15 protein-coding genes are annotated in these 18,071 nt (G+C 50.9%); 7 read left to right on the forward strand and 8 right to left on the reverse strand.

Annotated features, from left to right (window positions below; all coding sequences use genetic code 11):
- Positions 1-138 precede the first annotated feature (138 nt).
- Positions 139-795 (forward strand): DedA family protein, encoded by a 657-nt coding sequence (locus tag ACQY18_RS04115; RefSeq protein WP_176778244.1) that lies wholly within the window; start codon positions 139-141, stop codon positions 793-795.
- Between the two features lie 8 nt (positions 796-803).
- On the opposite strand, the gene ACQY18_RS04120 is transcribed toward ACQY18_RS04115, so the two are convergent.
- Both ACQY18_RS04120 and ACQY18_RS04125 read right to left on the reverse strand, forming a co-directional pair.
- Positions 804-2,447 carry a glycoside hydrolase family 3 protein gene (locus ACQY18_RS04120; RefSeq protein ID WP_428038958.1) on the reverse strand — a complete coding sequence of 548 codons (1,644 nt, stop codon included), beginning with the start codon at positions 2,445-2,447 and terminating at the stop codon, positions 804-806.
- Positions 2,444-3,526 carry a metallophosphoesterase gene (locus ACQY18_RS04125; RefSeq protein WP_428038959.1) on the reverse strand — a complete coding sequence of 361 codons (1,083 nt, stop codon included), beginning with the start codon at positions 3,524-3,526 and terminating at the stop codon, positions 2,444-2,446. The genes ACQY18_RS04120 and ACQY18_RS04125 overlap by 4 nt, the downstream gene beginning before the upstream one ends.
- 131 nt (positions 3,527-3,657) lie before the next feature.
- Here ACQY18_RS04125 and gltX point away from each other — a divergent pair, with 131 nt between their 5' ends.
- Genes gltX through ACQY18_RS04140 form a run of 3 tightly spaced genes read left to right on the forward strand, consistent with a single transcriptional unit; the run spans position 3,658 to position 8,630 of the window.
- Complete coding sequence (gltX, locus tag ACQY18_RS04130) at positions 3,658-5,121, forward strand: glutamate--tRNA ligase (RefSeq protein ID WP_428038960.1); 1,464 nt, start codon at positions 3,658-3,660, stop codon at positions 5,119-5,121.
- Between the two features lie 31 nt (positions 5,122-5,152).
- Positions 5,153-7,531, forward strand: coding sequence for a hypothetical protein (locus ACQY18_RS04135; protein WP_428038961.1), 2,379 nt, complete (start codon positions 5,153-5,155; stop codon positions 7,529-7,531).
- Between the two features lie 19 nt (positions 7,532-7,550).
- The gene (locus ACQY18_RS04140; protein ID WP_176778249.1) at positions 7,551-8,630 is read left to right on the forward strand and encodes a PilT/PilU family type 4a pilus ATPase; all 1,080 of its coding nucleotides are present in this window, start codon (positions 7,551-7,553) and stop codon (positions 8,628-8,630) included.
- 195 nt (positions 8,631-8,825) lie between these two features.
- On the opposite strand, the gene ACQY18_RS04145 is transcribed toward ACQY18_RS04140, so the two are convergent.
- Both ACQY18_RS04145 and ACQY18_RS04150 read right to left on the reverse strand, forming a co-directional pair.
- The gene (locus ACQY18_RS04145) at positions 8,826-9,890 is read right to left on the reverse strand and encodes a hypothetical protein (protein ID WP_428038962.1); all 1,065 of its coding nucleotides are present in this window, start codon (positions 9,888-9,890) and stop codon (positions 8,826-8,828) included.
- 47 nt (positions 9,891-9,937) lie between these two features.
- On the reverse strand, positions 9,938-11,269 hold the full coding sequence (locus tag ACQY18_RS04150) for a GIY-YIG nuclease family protein (RefSeq protein WP_428038963.1): 1,332 nt from the start codon (positions 11,267-11,269) through the stop codon (positions 9,938-9,940).
- A 214-nt stretch (positions 11,270-11,483) separates the two neighbouring features.
- Here ACQY18_RS04150 and rpsT point away from each other — a divergent pair, with 214 nt between their 5' ends.
- Positions 11,484-11,768 (forward strand): 30S ribosomal protein S20, encoded by a 285-nt coding sequence (gene rpsT / locus ACQY18_RS04155; protein ID WP_176778252.1) that lies wholly within the window; start codon positions 11,484-11,486, stop codon positions 11,766-11,768.
- Positions 11,769-11,929: 161 nt separating this feature from the next.
- The gene (locus tag ACQY18_RS04160; RefSeq protein WP_428038964.1) at positions 11,930-12,592 is read left to right on the forward strand and encodes an outer membrane beta-barrel protein; all 663 of its coding nucleotides are present in this window, start codon (positions 11,930-11,932) and stop codon (positions 12,590-12,592) included.
- Between the two features lie 91 nt (positions 12,593-12,683).
- Here the strand turns inward: ACQY18_RS04160 and holA are convergent, their stop codons facing one another.
- The 3 genes from holA to leuS are packed head-to-tail and all read right to left on the reverse strand — an operon-like array spanning position 12,684 to position 16,806.
- Entirely contained in the window at positions 12,684-13,694 is a 1,011-nt protein-coding gene (gene holA, locus ACQY18_RS04165; protein ID WP_428038965.1) for a DNA polymerase III subunit delta, read from the reverse strand.
- A 7-nt stretch (positions 13,695-13,701) separates the two neighbouring features.
- Entirely contained in the window at positions 13,702-14,283 is a 582-nt protein-coding gene (locus tag ACQY18_RS04170; RefSeq protein ID WP_176778255.1) for an LPS assembly lipoprotein LptE, read from the reverse strand.
- A 9-nt stretch (positions 14,284-14,292) separates the two neighbouring features.
- Complete coding sequence (gene leuS, locus ACQY18_RS04175; protein ID WP_176778256.1) at positions 14,293-16,806, reverse strand: leucine--tRNA ligase; 2,514 nt, start codon at positions 16,804-16,806, stop codon at positions 14,293-14,295.
- 188 nt (positions 16,807-16,994) lie between these two features.
- On the opposite strand from leuS, the gene ACQY18_RS04180 reads away from it, so the two are divergent.
- Entirely contained in the window at positions 16,995-17,531 is a 537-nt protein-coding gene (locus tag ACQY18_RS04180) for a type IV pilin protein (RefSeq protein WP_428038966.1), read from the forward strand.
- Positions 17,532-17,566: 35 nt separating this feature from the next.
- Here the strand turns inward: ACQY18_RS04180 and ACQY18_RS04185 are convergent.
- The coding region (locus ACQY18_RS04185; protein ID WP_428038967.1) for a 2,3-bisphosphoglycerate-dependent phosphoglycerate mutase at positions 17,567-18,071 on the reverse strand (505 nt) is incomplete at its 5' end.

Below are 18,071 nucleotides of genomic sequence, written 5' to 3' on the forward strand. Positions count from 1 at the left end.
GGTGGTAATGGTGCTGTTTGCCTTTATCTTCAAATATAAACACGAACCGGAAGCCATCAAATAAAAAAAGAATGCTTTTACCGTGCGCGGGCCTTTTATAAGGCCCGCGCTTTTTGTTGATTTAGTACAATATATGCTATGGAAATACTGACTCAAATTTTAGATGTTTTTTTGCATTTGGACGCCCACTTAAACGCTTGGGCCGCCTTGATGGGGTGGTGGTTGTATTTGGTGTTGTTTGTGGTGGTGTTTTGCGAAACGGGGCTGGTTGTCACTCCGTTTTTGCCGGGGGATTCCCTCTTGTTTGCGTGCGGAGCGTTGGCCGCCACGGCCGGGAGCCCGCTGGATTTATGGGTGTTGGTGCCCCTTTTATGGGTAGCCGCGGTGCTGGGTGATTTTTGCAATTATGAAATCGGAAAGTGGTTCGGCCCCAAAGTGTTCACGCGCAAAAACAGCCGTTTATTAAATATAGACCACCTGAATAAAGCACACGCTTTTTATGAAAAATACGGCGGTAAAACCATTATATTGGCGCGGTTTATCCCCATTATCCGCACGTTTGCCCCGTTTGTGGCAGGCATTGGCAAAATGACTTATTTTCACTTTGCTTCTTTTAACGTGGTGGGCGCGGCCCTGTGGGTGGCATTGTTTGTTTTTGGTGGCTACTTTTTTGCGGATTTGCCTATGGTGCAAAAGCATTTCCACTATGTGCTAGTGGCCATTATTGTGCTTTCCTGCCTTCCGGCGGTGTTTGAATTTTGGAACGAGCGCCGCAAAGCGCGCCAAGCCAAATAGGCTTTACATCATAAAAGGGCTTTTTCTTCCAACTCCACGGGTAAATGCCCGTGGGGTTTTATTTCGCCCAAAATCAGTTTGGCGGCCGATTGGAGCGCATAGCGGCTCATACCGTAAGTAGCCAATACGGCGTCCGCTTCCGGGTAGTTCGGAATGTCGTATGGGCTCATGGTAGAAATAAACACCGTGTTGGGGTTTTCCTGTATCAGGCCGTTAATGGCATTTTTTTGGTTGATGTTGGTTTTGTCCGCCCATTGTAAACTGGTCAGCACCAGTAAATCGGCCCCTTTGGCACAGGCGGCGGCGCGGCGGGAATCTTTCGCGCGCGGCGTAAGGGCCGCATTGTAGGTGCGCACGTTCCAGCCGTTTTCCAAAAACGGTTTTCCAAAATCGGGCAGTTGGTCCGCAAAGCGGGCCGGGGCAAAAAATACGGCGCACACGGTGGGTTTTTTGCCGTCTGCCCGGGCGGGCTTAAACGGCAGTAAACGGCGGCGGTCCCGTACCAGGGTGACGGCTTTATCGCTTACATCCTGCAACGCGGCCAAAAAGGCTTTGTCCGTCGGGCCGGGTACCGGGAGCGGGCCGTCCAAAAGGCCCAAATCTTTTTTAAGCTCAAAAATGCGGCGGGCGGCTTCTTCCATCCGGGTATTATCTTTGCGTTTGAGCAGGGTAGCTTTCATTCGGGCAAAAACCGTATCCGGCTTAATGTAGCGGCCAAGTAGCAGCATATCTCCGCCCGCATCTAACGATTTGACGGCGCAATCCGGTATTTTACAGAAAAAAGTGGTGCTTTTCATATCCAAACTATCGGTGACTACAAAGCCCTTAAAACCCATTTTTTCGCGCAAAAGGCCGTGTAAAATGGGGCGGGAAAAGGTGGAGATGTTGCGGTCATCTAACGCCGGGTACATAATGTGCCCCGTCATCACCCCGGGCACCCCTTGGCGGATAGCCTCCGCAAACGGAGCCAGGTGGATTTTTTCAATCACGGCTTTGGAATCGTGTACCACCGGCACGCGGTAGTGGGAATCCACCGTGGTATTGCCATGCCCCGGGAAGTGCTTAACCACGCTGATAATGCCTGCCGCTTGAAAGCCGTTCATTAACGCCACCCCCATTTTGGTCACGTTGGCCGGGTCCGAGCCGAACGAGCGCACCCCGATAATCGGGTTATGCGGGTTGCTGTTTACATCTAATACGGGGGAAAAGTTGATATGCACACCTGCGCGGCGCAGTTCCAACCCGGCCAGATAAGCGGCGGTGGCGGCGGCGTCTTCGTCTTGCGTGGCGGAAAACATCATATTGGTCGGTAAGTATTCAAAACCCAGCGTAATGGGGGTGTAGACGGTGCCGCCTTCGTAGTCAATGGAAATAAGTAGCGGTATTTTGTGTGGGCTTCGGGCGGCCCAGGTTTGCAGTTTGGTCACCAGGTCGGTCGTTTGTTTGAGTGAGTAATTGCCCCACTGAATCAGCACCCCGCCGATTTTGCCGGATTCTATGGCTTTGCGGTTTTGTTCGGCGCTGTCCACATCCACAAACAAAACCAACGTCTGCCCGAGTTTTTCGTCAAAACTCAAGTCTTCAAATTTTACTTCTGCTTGTGCCCATAGCGGGGTGAGCAGGAAAAGGGTTAAAAAAAGCCATTTTTTCATGCGTTTATCCGTAAAACTGCCATTTCGGCCGGGGCAAACAGGCGTAGCGGCATCCCCCAATAAAACCAGCCGGAAGTGACATATAAATTCATTAAATCTACCTGATACAAGCCGTAAATATGCGGGTATTTCCAGCGGACTAAAAAATTGAACGGAAAAATCTGCCCGTTGTGCGTGTGCCCGCTAACCATAAGCCCCGCCCCCGCGTCAGCTGCGATTTGTTCATAAAGCGGTTGGTGGCTTAAATAAAACAGCACATCCGTTTCCGGGCATTGGGAAAGCAACTCTTTTACTTGCCGGGCCGTCACCCGCGCGGTGCGGATGTCGTTCACTCCGGCCAAGGTGAGCCCTTCGGCCGGGCGGGCCGTTTGGTTTTGCAGTAAAGTAATGCCGCTTAAACGGTAAAATTCCAAGGCGTTTTCATAGCCGTTGTAGTATTCGTGGTTGCCCAGTACCCCGTATTTGCCGAGCGGGGCCTGAAAACGGTTTAAGGCGGCGGCGTATTTTTCCCGGTGCGGGCCGTATTCAAACACATCCCCCAACACTAACAGCAAATCCGGCTTTTCCTGTTGCAACGTGTTCAGCGCGCGTTCAAAACGCGCCACGGATACGCCCATGCCCAAGTGGCTGTCCGACAGTAAAGCCACTTTTATTTGCGGGGCGCCTTCCACATACACGTCCACCGTTTTGACGGCCGGGTTTTTAAGCCCGCCCCACAGGGCCGTTCCCCACAAAGCCACCGTAAAAGCCACACTTAAAATGCCCAGCGTCCGCCCGGCGTGGACGTGCCAAAACAGTAAAATCCATTGGATAAACGCAAACAGCATACATACGCAAAACGCAATAAAGGCAAACCCTACCCACACGTTTGTAAAATAGTATAAACTTTGGGCAAGCGGGCCGAAATGGTGGTGCGGAAAAGTCATCCCCCAACGCACCAGTAAGGATAACACCAAGGGAACGCCCACCGCCGCGTATTTGAACGGAACGGACGGGAACGCATAGTGGAGCCAGGCTCCGGCGGTAAATTGCATTAAAAATAATAAAAAACAGGCCACCCAAAAGAAAACGGAAAACATAACCCCTCGCCACAAAACGAATCCCGCGCCAAATAAAAAATGCTTTACGCGGGTACAAGTATATTGTAATAAAATTCCTCAATAATAAGTATAATATATTTATATTCTATATTTAGAGGATACCAATAACTATGACCGTAAGAGTAAGATTTGCCCCTTCGCCGACCGGATTTTTACATATCGGCGGGGTGCGCACGGCGCTTTTCAATTACCTTTTCGCCAAAAAGAACAAAGGCACATTTTTGCTCCGCATAGAAGATACGGATGAGGAACGCTCCACCCAAGCCTCCACGGATGCTATTTTTGAAGGTATGCAGTGGATGCAGTTGAATTGGGACGAGGGCCCGTTCCCGGACGGAACCTCTAAAGGGCCGGATGCGCCGTATTACCAGGCTATCCGCGCCGACCAGGGCATTTATAAAAAATACATTGACCAGCTGATTGCCGAAGGCAAAGCCTACAAATGCTATTGCACGGAAGAAGAACTGGAAGCCAACCGCCAAAAATGCTTGGCGGAACACCGCCCGCCCAAATACAGCGGCAAATGCCGGGATTTAACCCCCGAACAGCAAAAAGAGCTGGAAGCCCAAGGGCGCAAATACGTTATCCGTTTCCGTATGCCGCAGGAAGGCGACGTGGAATGGGACGATATGATTCGCGGGCATGTTAAATTTGCCAGCAAAGATTTGTACGATTTGGTTATCCAAAAAACCAGCGGCTACCCCACTTATAACTTTGCCGTGGTGGTGGATGACCATTTAATGCGTATGACGCACGTTATCCGCGGGGATGACCACATTTCCAATACTCCGGCGCAAATTCAAATTTACCGCGCGTTGGGGTGGAAAGAGCCTATTTTTGCCCACTTGTCCATGATTCACGGGCCGGACGGCAAAAAACTTTCCAAACGCCATGGGGCTACCAACGTGGTGGAATTTCAAAAAATGGGGTATTTGCCCGAAGCCTTAAAAAACTACCTGGCCTTGTTAGGGTGGGCGACGGCGGATTCCCAACAATTATTTGCCCCCGGGGAATTGGAAGAAAAATTTGATATTGCCGGCTGTCAGCCCAGCCCGGCGGTTATGGACCCCGAAAAACTGAACTGGATGAACGGGGAATACATCCGCCATACGCCTATTGCGCGGTTGACGGATTTGGCGTTGCCGTTTATTCAAAACGCCGGGATTGACGTGTCCAAGACGGACCGCGCCCGCCTGGAAGGCATTATCGGCCTGGAACAGGAAAAATATAAACTGCTTACGGAAATCCCGGATTTAATCCGCTTTTTCTTTGAAGCGCCTAAATTTGAGCAAGAAGCGTTGGAAAAAGTATTTTCCAAGCCGGAAGCCAAAACCGTATTGGAAGGCATGATTAAAGTGTATGGGGAGTTGGCGGACTTTACCGAGGCCAACCTGGAAACCGCCGCCCGCGCTTATGCCAAAGCCAACGGGATGAAAGCCGGGCAGATTTTCCACCCGGTGCGTGTGGCTGTATCCGGCCGCACCCACGGGCCTACCCTGTTCAAAATGTTGGAATACATGGGTAAGGAAACCGTCCTCGCGCGCTTAAGCGCGGCGCTGGCGCTTTGTAAATAAAAGTATCCCGGGTTCCCCCGGAAGGAACGGCATGAAATACTGGCTTTTTGAGCGTGGTGATGTGGTGGGCCCTTTCCCGGCGGAAGAATTGACCGGGCGGGAGGGGTTCGGCCCGCAGAGTTTAGTATGCCCGGAAGACCGGGGGGACGACGATACTTTTTGGAAAGAAGCGCAATTTTACGAAGATTTTGCCCCGGCGGCCTCGTCCGCCCCGGCAGAGCCGGACGAAAAACAAACCTCCGCTGTGCCGGAGCCCGCGCAACCGGCTGAAAAAAAAGATGTATTTGACGAAGAATTGGACTCTTTATTGAGTGAAAATAACCCGTTGGCCGAGGCGGAACTCTCCGCCGGAGAAACGGCCGAAAAAGTCCACTTTCCGCCCCATGAGCCTGCCAAATCCGGCCCGATTGAAGATTATTTCAACAATATACAAGGGGGGGATTTGGGCAATATTTTGGGTATCCCGGACCCGAATGAAAATTCCGATATGAATTTGGCGCGCGCGTTTGAAAAGCAGTTCAAACAAACGGAACCGCCCCCGCAAACGCAAACCCCGGTGCAGATAGAGTCCGGCCCTTTTGATGAATTTACCGCCAAAGAAGATTTGGATGATTTAACCCCCGGCGACGGCCTGGCCGCGGTGGCCCCGCTGAACGACAACGGCGCCCCGGTGGTGCTGGCGGAAAAGCCGCTCCCGGCCGAAGAAAAACCGAAATTCCGCCTGCGTAAAAAGCAGGAGCCCAAACCCGGGGAAGACAAAACCGCCCTCCGGGCAGAAACGCAACCCGCACAAGAAAAGCCTGCCGCCGGGGAACATTTGCAACCCGCGCAAGCGGAGCCCACCCCAGCGGCCGTGCCGGACGAAAAACAAACCCCTGCTGAACAGGAGCCTGCCGGGCACATTCCCGCAGATAAAAAATCTGTGCCGGAAAAGGCGCCTGCCGAGGAACCCCAACCGCAAGCACAGAAAGAAGAAACTTTAACCGAAGAAAAACAACCTGCCGAAACGCAGGCTCCGGCCGAAAAAGCGGAAGAAATTTCGCCTGCCGGGGCGGCGGATGGAGAAACCGTTTTGCCGGAAGAAACCCAACCGCAAACGCAGGGTGCTGTTTCCCCGGCCGAACAAGCGGAGCCTGCCCCCGCACTGCAAACAGAAACAACCGGGGCCGCGGAGGGTGCGCCGCTCCAGGCCGCCCAAGAAGTCCAGCCGGAACCCGCGCCGCAAGCGGAGCCGGAAACGGAAGAAATGGATTCTATCCCCTTGTCCGTGGCCCGGGAGCCGCTGGCTCTTTCCGTAAAAAACCCGGACGGATTAAAAGAAACGCCCGCGGAGGAAACCCCTGCTCCGGCCAACGGCCCGGCAGAAACGGCGGAGCCGGAGGCGCAAACCCGCTACCCGCAAGAAAAACCGATTTTGGATATACAAGAAACGGCGGAGGAGCAAACTTCCCAAACCGCGCAAGAGCCGGAGGGGAACGCGCCCCAATCTGCCCCAGAGGCGGAAAAAGAAACTTCCCAAGCCGCGCAAGCGCCTCAAGAAAGCGCGCCGCAAGCCACGCAAACGCCGGAAGAAACCCAACCGCAAGAGCCGGAAAAAGAAAGTCCCCAAGCCGCGCAAGTTCCGGCCGGGGAGCAAACGCCTGCGCCTGCCGCGCAAGACCCGGTGGAAGAAATTATGTCCGGCGCGGTGGAGGTAAATACCGCGCCCGAAGTGCCGGAGCCGATAAAGCAAGTGGCCCCGGTGGTGGAGCCGCAAGTCAACCGGGTGAAACCCAAACTTAAAAAAACGCCGGAAATAGAACAATTTTTAACGGAAAAGATTTTGCCGGCGGATGAGCCGCCCGCCCGCCGGAACAAAGGCGTGCTTTGGGCGGGAGTGTTGCTTGTTTTGTTATTGTTGGCGGGTGGTTTTTTACTGCTGTTAAAACCGGCCGCTACCAAGCCGGAAACGGCCCCGGCCGCCCAGCCGCTTACGCAATCGGGCGGGGCGGTGGAAGAACTGATGCCGGATGCCGCCGTTCAGCCGGAAGTGCCAACGGCCCAAGAGGCGTTGTCTTTACCGGGGGCGCCGTCTGCCAAGGCCAAGTCTGCCGCACCTGCCGCGCCTGCCGCGCCGGAATTAAACCCGGTGGATACGGCGCGCCAAATTGTGCAAAATTACAATTTACCTAATTTTAATGGCAAAGTATCCGATTATTTTGATAGGATTTATAAGGATAAGCTAGCCCAAGGATACAGCGCAACTTGGTCTGCCGAGCGTTTGCATAATAATGTATATATTGTAAAATACCGTTTAAGCAAAACGCGCTCTGAACCTGTGGTTTATATTTTTCAGGTAGATGTTGCCCGCAATAAACTGACAGGCGCGCTGAATAATATTACGTTGGACTTGGTTGGAAAAATAAAATAAACCGAAAGAGGGTCATATTATGATAATCATGGACGATTTGTTCAAACTGATGAAAGCCAAAAATGCTTCCGATATTCACCTGACGGTGGGTGTGCCGCCTGTACTGCGTATTGAGGGGCGCTTGTATGCCACGCAATTTGAAGTATTGACGAAAGAAAGCGCGCAAACGCTGATTTATTCTATTATGACGGACGAACAACGCCAACAATTTGAAGAACATTTGGAGTTGGACTTTTCCTTCGGCTTAAAAAGTTTGGGCCGTTTGCGTGTAAACATTTACAAACAAAAAGGTTGTGTGGCCGCCGCGTTGCGTTCCATTCCTAATGAATTTAAGTCCTTTGAACAGCTCAACCTGCCGCCCGTGGTGTACAACATTATGAAGTTAAACAAAGGCCTGGTACTGGTGACCGGGTGTACGGGGTCCGGTAAATCTACCTCTTTGGCCAGTATGATTAACTACCTGAATATGAACGAAAGCAACCATATTATGACGGTAGAAGACCCGATTGAATTCGTACACCAGCACCGGCGCAGTATTGTAAACCAGCGCGAAGTAGGCTCGGATACGCTTTCCTTCCAGGCCGCCTTGAAACACTTTTTGCGTCAGGACCCGGATGTCATTCTGGTAGGTGAGCTGCGCGATATTGAAACCATTGAAGCATGCTTGACCCTGGCCGAAACCGGGCACTTGGTATTTGCCACCCTGCACACCAACGACGCCGTGCAGTCCGTCAACCGTATTATTGACGTGTTCCCGGCCAACCAACAGCCGCAGGTGCGCACCCAGCTATCCTTTGTGTTGGAGGCGATTTTGTCCCAACAGCTTATTCCTACGTTGGACGGCCGCCGCGCCATGGCGTGCGAAGTGTTATTGGCCAACTCGGCCGTGCGCAGTTTAATCCGCGACGGAAAAGCCGAACAAATCCTTTCCACCATGCAAACCAACGCCGGTATGGGTATGATTACCATGAACCAGGCTTTGGGGGATTTGTATATCCAAAAGAAAATCAGCTATCAGGAAGCGATTGGCCACTCGGGCGACCCGTCCGGCCTGAAAACGTACTTACAGCAAAAACTGGGTACGGGGAACTTCAAATAAAAAAGTTTGTTTACCACACGGAGCGCGTTTTACAGCGCTCCGTTTTTTTTGGGTTTTTGAAACCATGAACAACATTTTAGTAATTGGCGGGGCGTTTTACAGCGCTCCGTTTTTTTTGTGTTTTTGAAACCCCGCCTGTGCCGGGCCTATAAAAAACCGCCCTCTTGCAAAGGGCGGTTGCGGGAGAAACTTTTTTTACGGGCACACGCGGATAAAATAGTTGGTGCCCACGGCATCGGCTATTTCCAGCGGTACTTCTTCTACAAAGGCGTTTTGGGTCCAGCCGCTTTGGTACGGCGCTTTTAAGTTAAAGCTCGTTTTGGCGGTCACCATGCCCCATTTATAATCGGTCAAATTCACCTTGCTGTTGGTGCGGAAAGAAAACGTGAGCGACGTATCCCGGTTGAGGAAAGACGGCGCCATATACGCTTTACGCAGGGAGCCGGCGTTTCCTTCTATAAATTGGGCGGGGGCAATTACAATCAAAACCTCGTCTGTCCGCCCGAAAGCGGCGGCCTCGTAATGGGGTTGCAAAATTTCGGTCCACGCGCGCAAGTTGTTTTGTACGGAACCGCCCGGTTGCTGTTTGAGCGGAATTAAAATAGCTTCCCCTTGCTGTAAAATCGTTTGCACTAAAATATCCGCGCCGTTTTCCTGCTGGAACCGCGCATAAGAGCCGGCGGTAAACAGCTGGTTGCTTTCCGGGAAGTACGGGCTGGCAACTACCAATTTTTTACCCGGATTGTTTTTGCGTACGGATTGAATCAATTTGCTTAATTGCCAGCGGGTGCCGTCGTTAATATCGGCGGCAATAAAAATGCGGTTGGCTTTACGGGTCAGGCGGTTGTAAGCAACGGAATTGACGTGTACAACATCCCGCTTTACATAAGGGGCGGCTTTGGCGGCGTGGGCACGCACGAACGAAACATCTTTAACGGCCGATTGGTATATAGGGGATGTTTTGCGCAAACTTTGGGCCAGTGCCCAGTGGGAGAGCGCATTTTTATCCCGGTTATTTTGAAAATTACGCACCCTCCACAGGCGGTTGGCCCGGAGCAGTGCTTCCGAAATTTGGGCATGCTGAACTTTTTTACCCGCGTTTTGGGTGGCAATTTTAAGGGTCGGCAATGTTTTGGCCGCTTTTTGTTCCGCATTGGAAACGGCTTTTTTGGCGGCGCCTTTCCACCCTTGCGCGTTGGAAAGGGCGGGGAAAGAGGTGCAAAGTAGGGCAGTTATTAACAAAGTTAGCGTGTTCTTCATACTTTTATTATAAAGGGCGCCGCTTTGCTTGGCAAGGGCCAAAAGTCCTAGGCGCTCATAGGCCCATCGGAAAGGGTTTGCTTATCACGCAGTTTGCGGTGGTAAGTAATGGCAAAGCGGTGTACTTCGTCGCGTATTTCCATTAAAAGGTTTAGGGCCGGGTCACCCAGCGGCAGTTTAATGCTTTGCGCCGCGCCGGGCAGATAAATGCCCTCGTTGGTTTCGGCCAGCGCAATAAACGGGATATACAACCCCGCGCGTTCAAAGGCGTTCATGGCGGCGTGAATTTGGCTCTTGCCGCCGTCTAACAAAATAAGGTCCGGCGTTTGGGCGGGGTCCCGCTTGATTTGCCGCAAACGGCGGAAGACGTTTTCTTCCATCATGGTAAAATCACTGCCGCCGCGTTCCGGCAGTTTGGAGCGTATTTTGAAACGGCGGTAATGTTCGTGGTTTTTTTCTCCGTTGATAAAGCACACCATACAGCCCACCGCTTCACGCCCGAATAAATGGGAGTTATCAAACGCTTCTATGTGGGAGGGTATTTTGTGCATGCCGATAACCTGCGCCAAGCGTTTTAGTTTATCCGTATTATCCATGGCGGTGACGATTTGCTGTTCGTTAAATTGTCCCACCAAAACGCGCTCTTTCATGTGGGTTAAGGCACTTAAAAAATTGCGGTAGACGGCCGCTTGTTCATACTCCAAATTTTGGGCGTGGCGGCGCATGAGGGCCGTAATACTGCGGGTGATGTTTTCAAAATCCCCGGATAAAAATAACGCCATGCGTTCGGCCAGTTGGCGGTAATGTTCGTACGAAATTTTCCCCGCGCAGGGGGCCGGGCATTGGCCGGTGTGGTAATAAATACAAGTGTTTATTTTGCGCTCGTCTAACGGTTTTTCGCGCGAAAAACTCCACTTGCACGGGCGCAAAGGGGCGTATTTGCTTTTCCATAAAAAGCGCAGTAAACTTTTAACAATGCTGGATTTGGGGTACGGCCCAAAGTATAAATCTTTGCCGGGAATGTGCCGCCGGGTAAGCAAAACGCGGGGAAAGTCTTCACTCATGGTCAGTTTCAAATACGGGTAGCTTTTGCCGTCTTTGCCCAGGGAGTTAAAAAACGGTTGGTAGCGCTTGATGAGCTTTTCTTCCAGCACCAGGGCGTCGCGCTCGCTGGCGGTGGTGATGTAGTCTATCTTAGCGATTAACGGCAGTAAACAGGGCAGTTTCCAACCGCGTGAATAGAGGTTGGATTCCTGAAAATATTGCTTGACCCGGTCCGACAAGTTTTTGGCCTTGCCGATGTAAATAATGGTGCCTTCTTTGGCACGCATAATATAAACGCCGGGCTGGCGGGGCAAAAGTTCAATTCTGTAATCCATTATTTATATTTTAACATTTCCCCCAAAATAAACGCATGCGGGACAAAATGTTAGGAAGAAATAGCCATAAAACACATTTTTTTGCTAAAATAAATAAAGCAAAAGATATTGTATCGTTTTCTGCATAAGCCGAGGCAACTAAAAAAAAGTTGACCCGGCAGGCTATAATTAAATACAATATATATAACAGATTTTTGTATAGAGGAAATGCTAAATGGCTAAATTGAAAACCGGTAGACATACCAGCGCTTTGAAAGCCCAGCGCCAAGCTGAGAAGAGAACTTCCCAGAATAAAGGGCTGATTAAAAAGGTCCGCGTGGCCACCAAAACCGTAAAAGCCGCCGTTGCTACGGCCGCCGCTACGCTGAACGAAGATTTGAAAAAAGCGGAATCTTGCATTGACAAGGCTGCCAAAAAGAATGTAATTCATTGGAAAACGGCCGCCCGCAAAAAATCCCGCTTGGCTAAAGCCGCCAACAAAGCCGCGGCCGCCAAATAAGTTTTTTGCAAACCCAAAAACACTCCCGGAAAGGGAGTGTTTTTTTATATATTAACGCTATGCCCTGCCGTGGGCGCGGCATATAAAAACTTGTAGAGCGCGCGCCGTATAAAGTATAATATACTTACCGGTAGGTAAAAACTATAAAAATTATTTTAATTATGAAAATCAAGTTAATGGTATTGTTGCTCATTTTATGCCCGTTGGCGGCATACGCGGCTGAAAAGCCTGTTTTTACCCACAAAGCGGGGGAAGTGGCCCTCGGTTTGGGGGTCAAAAGTTCCACCCCCGGTTTGGGGACGGATTGGGGCGAGTTTAATATAGAAAACCGCACCACAGGGGTAGCGCATGACGCCAAACCCGGCACTCCCAGCATTGGTGGGGATTTGCAGGCGGTGTATTTTGTTAATCCGTGGCTGGCGGTGGGGGCATCCGTAGGAGATGAATATTTTGACCACGATATTGCCAGCGGCGTGGAAAAAGACATTGATACCTTTATTAAAAACGGTTTGTTTTTGGTGCGCGTGTATGCCAATCCGCAAAGCCGCTATAAAGTGTATTTCCCGCTAGCGGTGGGCGTGGCGCGGATTGACAGCCGTTCGGATTTAAGCCCGGCGGAGCATTTTAAGTATACGGGTTTTGCCGCCCATGCCGGGGTGGGGGTGGAACAAATCTTCAGCGAGTATTGGGCCCTGGCGCTTGAAGCGCGCTACAACTACAATAAATTTCACCGCACGCTTACCAACGCCCATAACGAAGTCTACCGCGTGTACCCGTCTATTAACTATATTTCTATGTCTTTGCGGTTGGATTACCGTTTTTAGTTCGGGGGGCACTTTTCCTCCGCCAAGGAAAAACAGTGAACCATAAAAAAGCCGGAGCGTAAAGCTCCGGCTTTGGTGTGTTATGGAAAATTTATTTATTAAATAAAGTAAGCAAAATCCCCTTTAGCATAATTTTAGGGTCGGTTGCGGTAGAGGTTTTGAAGGCGGAGTCCGCTTCTATAATTTTATCCAACGTGCGCTTAAACGCGGCTTGCGTGGGCATAGCGCGTGCCTGATTGACCAGGCGGCTTTCCCAAAACATCAGCCCCGCCGCGCGTAAAATTTCGCTTTGCGGCAGGCCCGCTTCCGCCAGGCGTTTTACCCGCGCCATTTTTAAGATAGGGAACGTCATTTTGCTTAAAATGCCCACAGGTTCTTCGCCGTCGTCTACCAGTTTATCCACCAGCATAATGGCGCGGCGGCGGTCACACGCGGTAATGGCGTTGGAAAGCTCAAAGGGGTTTTCTTCTTTGGAAAAACCAATGCACGCCAGCACATCTTGCTTGGTGATTTTTTTATCCGCGCGGTCCAGTGTATACAGGTAGAGTTTTTCTATTTCCTGCTCCATGGCGGCCAATTCCCCGCCCACGGCTTCGCATAACACGTCCAGCGCGTCAAAATCCGGCTGGAGCCCTTTTTCCTGCATTTTATTGCGGGCCCACAGGTTTAATTCGTCCCGTTTAAGCTCGGCAAAATCCGCCACGCAACCGGCGTCGGCCGCCAGGCCGGCCAGGTTTTTTTCCGTCTTTATTTTTTTAGAATCGTTATGCGTCAGTACCAGCGTGGTGGTAGGGAGCGGATTATTTAAGTAGCGCAGGAGCGCTTCTTTAGGCTCTTTGCGGATTTTTTCTATCCCCGTTAAAATCACCATGCGGGTATTGGAAAAAACCGGCGCGGTGTTGGCTAATGTAAGCGCCTCGCTCCAATCGGCCTTGTCGGCCTCACTGCGGTAAATATTAAAATCGTCCGGCTGGAGGATTTTAATTAATTCATTAATTACCTGGTTTTTACGGTAGACGTCTTCCCCCGTCAATAAATAAACGGGGGAAACGGTACCGGCTTTTAATTGGGTAAATAATTTTTCCGCAGTGATTTTTGCCATTTTTAATTTATTGGGTAATGGTGGTATATTCCGGGTTATTCATTACTTTCTTTTTGTTTTCGCTCATTACGGAGCCGAACCCGTCTACCGTGCGTTTGATAATATCTTTGGAAAGTTTTTTCCAAATTACATCACGCGCCTGCACTTCCGTCATGCCGCCGGGCAAGGTGGAGGCGGAGTAAATTTGCGTGCCCAAAAAGGCGGGCTCGCGCCAGACCGGGGCATTGGTGGATTTATCAATAAATACCACGTCCAGCAATACTTCCATGCGGTACACGGTGGGGATTAACTGGCTGTCATACTGTATGGGCACATTTAAGTAGCGGCTGATGGTGGTGACCACCACGCCTTCCGCCCCGTTGTTTTCCGGCACAATTTGGTAAGAGCCGTTTTGCAGGAATTGGTCGTACAATTCAATATAAAACTTGTCTTCCAAGGTAAAAACTTCCGTGCGGTTGAGTACCGGGCGTACGGCAATTTTTTTGATGTGCTGGGGCATAATTTGCGCTTGCGGCTTGTAAATTACGCCTTCGCCCGCGCAGGCGGCCAATAACAGGCCGCCCAGCAGGGTGCAAATGGTTTTTTTCATAGTAAACCTCTATTTTTTAGGTGCGGCCACAATGCTTACCATGCGGCCGGGGATTACAATTATTTTCTTAATTTCAAACCCTTCCAAATTGCGTTGCACTTTGGCACTGGCTAAAGCCAATTTTTCGGTTTCTTCCCGGGTGGCTTTGGCAGGTACTTGTATGCGGTCACGCACTTTGCCGTTTATTTGCACCCCTAATTCCAGGGTGTCATCCTGCATAAGCGCGGCGTTGGCTTGCGGCCAGGCGCTTTTTACCAGGAACCCTTCATACCCGCGCAGTTGCCAGATTTCTTCCGTTAAATGCGGGGCAAACGGGTGGAGGAGTTTTAAGAAAGTTTCAAACGTGTTTTTGCTTACTTGCGTTAATTTGCCGGCTTCGTTAAACAGCACCATTAAGCCGGAAATAGCCGTATTAAAGCGGAAGTTCTCAATATCTTCGTTAATTTTAACAATGGTTTTATTTTTGAGGATTTCCAACTTGCGCTCGTCAGCTTCGTCTTTCAGCTGCACTTTTTCGCCCCATTGGGCTACGCGGCGCAGGAAACGGCTGATGCCTTCAATGCCTTTCATATCCCACGGTTTGCTGGCTTCAAACGGCCCCATGAACATTTCGTACATGCGGAACGCATCCGCCCCATATTGGGATAAAATTTCGTCCGGGTTAATGACATTCTTTTTGGATTTGGACATTTTTTCAATCAGCGGGGAAAGTTCTTCTCCGGTGGTTTTTAAGAATGCCTTGCCGTCTTTGAAGTCAATTTCGCTATAAGCGTGGTAATTGCCCATTTTATCCCGGTAGGAATAGGCCAAAATCATACCTTGGTGGCGTAATTTTTGGAACGGCTCTTTGTGGCTTACAACGCCCAAATCAAACAAAACTTTATGCCAGAACCGCGCGTATAACAAGTGGAGTACCGCGTGTTCCGCGCCGCCGATGTAGCAATCCACCGGGCCGTAAGCCTTTTCAATGGCGGGGTCTACTAAAGCGTTCTCGTTATGCGGGTCCATATAGCGCAGATAATACCAGCAGGAACCGGCCCACTGGGGCATGGTGTTGGTTTCGCGCTTGGCCGGGCCGCCGCAGTGCGGGCAGGTGGTGTTGACCCAACTGTCCACCGTGGCCAGCGGGGATTCCCCGGTGCCGGACGGCGCGAATTTTTCTACTTCCGGCAGGCGTAGCGGCAACTGGTCTTCCGGCAGAGGCACTACCCCGCATTTGGGGCAGTGGACGATGGGGATAGGCTCGCCCCAATAGCGTTGGCGGGCAAACACCCAATCGCGCAGTTTGTAAGTGGTTTTGGCGTTGCCGCAGTGGTGTTCTTCCAACCATTTAATCATGGCGGCTTTGGATTCTTTCACCCGCAGGCCGTTCAAAAAGCCGGAATTAACCAGCTCTCCGTCGCCGGTGAAGGCTTCTTTTTCTACACCTTGTTCGCTCTTAATCACTTCAATAATATCCAAACCGAATTTTTTAGCGAAGGCGTAGTCGCGTTCGTCGTGGGCGGGCACGGCCATAATGGCCCCGGTGCCATAACCCATGAGAACATAGTCGGACGTCCACACCGGGATTTTTTTACCGTTTACCGGGTTGACGGCATACGCCCCGGTAAATACGCCGGTTTTTTGTTTGTTGAGGTCGGCGCGTTCAAAATCGCTCTTTTTGGCGGAATCGGCCTGATATTTTTCCACCGCGTCTTTTTGTTGGGGCGTGGTAATGGTTTTTAATACCGGGTGTTCCGGCGAAACCACCATATAAGTAGCCCCGAAAAGGGTATCCGGGCGGGTGGTAAAAACGGTAATGGTTTCGTTCGTGCCGTCTATGTTAAAAGTGACGTTCGCCCCTTGGGATTTGCCAATCCAGTTTTTTTGCATGGTCAGCGTGCTTTCCGGCCAATCCAAGGTGGGCAAATCTTCCAGTAAGCGCTCGGCATACGCGGTAATGCGCAAAATCCACTGGCGCAGGGCCTTGCGTTCAATTTCGTGCCCGCAGCGTTCGCACTTGCCGTTAAATACTTCCTCGTTCGCTAGCCCCGTTTTGCAGGACGGGCACCAGTTTATCGGTACGGTGGATTCATACGCTAACCCTTTTTTGAAAAGTTGCAGGAAAATCCATTGGGTCCATTTATAATAGTGGGGGTCCGTGGTGTCAATTTCGCGCGCCCAATCGTACGCCAGGCCGATAGATTTAATTTGGCGTTTGAAGTTGGCTATATTTTTTTGCGTGGTTTCGCGCGGGTGAATCCCGGTAGCAATGGCGTAGTTTTCCGCCGGCAAGCCGAAAGCGTCCCAACCCATCGGGTGCAGGACGTCGTAGCCGTTCATTAATTTGAAGCGCACCAAAATATCGGATGCGGTGTACCCTTCCGGGTGCCCCACATGTAGCCCCGCGCCCGACGGATACGGGAACATATCTAAACAATAAAACTTTTTGCCGTTAGGCATTTTGGGGCTGGCAAAAAGGTTGGCTTTTTCCCAGCGGTCTTGTTGCTTCTTATCTATTTGCGGAAAATTATCAATACTCATAAGTCTATTTTATCAATTTTTACAGCTAAATAAATGCTTTTTGTATTGAGCGGGCGGCGGATAAAAATTTTGCCCTGCTTTCCGGTTGTTAAAAGCCGGGGCGCAACGCCCTGCCTGCCGTTATTTAATAGGGAATATTTTTTTGATAAAATGTATTTATACTAAAAACATCAAAAGAGAGGTTTTTAATGAAAAACGTAACTATGCGCAAGAATAGCGGTTTTACATTGATTGAGCTGTTAGTGGTGGTACTGATTATCGGCATTTTAGCCGGGGTGGCACTGCCGCAATATGAGGTAGCCGTCTTAAAATCCCGCTACTCCAATATGGTGGCGGTGTTGGGCACCATCCGCGCGGCGGAAGAAGCCTATTATTTGGCTAACGGGAGCTATGTGGATAATACAGATTCGTTGGATATTTCGGAATTATCCGGTTGTACTTCCCATCCGGGGGATGGAAGTGGGGCTATTACTTGTAAAAATTTTACCATAGACATAAATGCCGGGTGGGCGGATAATAATCCGGCGGCATATTTACAAACCCGTTTGGCGTATGTGCATTACCAGGATTTTAGTGCCACCAAGGCCGGCCAGCGGGAATGTTGGGCAAAAATAGGGGATAAAGCGGCCAACCAGGTTTGTTTAAGTATGGGCGGAACCTTAAACGGCACCAAAAGCGGAGTGACTGGAGCTGGCGGAAGTATAAATTTATATACATTACATTAATTTTTACCCCGCCCGGTGCGGGGTTTTTTATGTTGTTATTCCGGGCGGCGTTTCAGAAAAGCGGCAATTTTTATGGGGTCGCCCAAAAAATAATCTTTTTGCGCGTGGAAATTCTCATCTAATTCCATAATCCACGGCGTGGCGGGCGGAACGACCAAGGTTTCCACCGCGGCGGGCGGAAGTTGCTTAAAATAACAGGCTAACGCACGCAGTAAATCTTCGTGCGCGGCTACCAGTATCGTATCCGCTTGGGCAAACGCGGGGAAAATTTCCTGCCGGAAAAAAGCCAACGCGCGCGCTTGTGCCATTTGCAGGGATTCTCCATTCGGGGCGGTTATGCCCGCCGGAACCAAGGCTTGCGCGGCGCGGTTATCGGCCCGGGGAATAGGGCAGGCGGTAAAGGTGCGCCGCCATAATAACACTTGTTCCGGGCCGAATTGGCGGCCCGCCTCCGCGCGGGTAAGCCCTTGCACGGCCCCGTAGTGGCGCTCGTTTAATTGCCAAGCGGGGGTGGCGGGAATTAAACGAGCGCCACTACGG

The sequence above is a fragment of the Candidatus Avelusimicrobium faecicola genome, assembly GCA_900540405.1.
GTDB lineage: Bacteria > Elusimicrobiota > Elusimicrobia > Elusimicrobiales > Elusimicrobiaceae > Avelusimicrobium > Avelusimicrobium faecicola.

Bases quoted from the DNA above. Each gene is read 5' to 3' on its own strand.
- leuS (WP_176778256.1), bottom strand. From the start codon at position 16,806: ATGAGTATTGATAATTTTCCGCAAATAGATAAGAAGCAACAAGACCGC.
- ACQY18_RS04180 (WP_428038966.1), top strand. From the start codon at position 16,995: ATGAAAAACGTAACTATGCGCAAGAATAGCGGTTTTACATTGATTGAG.
- ACQY18_RS04140 (WP_176778249.1), top strand. From the start codon at position 7,551: ATGATAATCATGGACGATTTGTTCAAACTGATGAAAGCCAAAAATGCT.
- ACQY18_RS04150 (WP_428038963.1), bottom strand. From the start codon at position 11,269: ATGGATTACAGAATTGAACTTTTGCCCCGCCAGCCCGGCGTTTATATT.
- ACQY18_RS04115 (WP_176778244.1), top strand. From the start codon at position 139: ATGGAAATACTGACTCAAATTTTAGATGTTTTTTTGCATTTGGACGCC.
- ACQY18_RS04170 (WP_176778255.1), bottom strand. From the start codon at position 14,283: ATGAAAAAAACCATTTGCACCCTGCTGGGCGGCCTGTTATTGGCCGCC.
- ACQY18_RS04125 (WP_428038959.1), bottom strand. From the start codon at position 3,526: ATGTTTTCCGTTTTCTTTTGGGTGGCCTGTTTTTTATTATTTTTAATG.
- ACQY18_RS04160 (WP_428038964.1), top strand. From the start codon at position 11,930: ATGAAAATCAAGTTAATGGTATTGTTGCTCATTTTATGCCCGTTGGCG.
- rpsT (WP_176778252.1), top strand. From the start codon at position 11,484: ATGGCTAAATTGAAAACCGGTAGACATACCAGCGCTTTGAAAGCCCAG.
- ACQY18_RS04145 (WP_428038962.1), bottom strand. From the start codon at position 9,890: ATGAAGAACACGCTAACTTTGTTAATAACTGCCCTACTTTGCACCTCT.
- holA (WP_428038965.1), bottom strand. From the start codon at position 13,694: ATGGCAAAAATCACTGCGGAAAAATTATTTACCCAATTAAAAGCCGGT.
- gltX (WP_428038960.1), top strand. From the start codon at position 3,658: ATGACCGTAAGAGTAAGATTTGCCCCTTCGCCGACCGGATTTTTACAT.
- ACQY18_RS04135 (WP_428038961.1), top strand. From the start codon at position 5,153: ATGAAATACTGGCTTTTTGAGCGTGGTGATGTGGTGGGCCCTTTCCCG.
- ACQY18_RS04120 (WP_428038958.1), bottom strand. From the start codon at position 2,447: ATGAAAAAATGGCTTTTTTTAACCCTTTTCCTGCTCACCCCGCTATGG.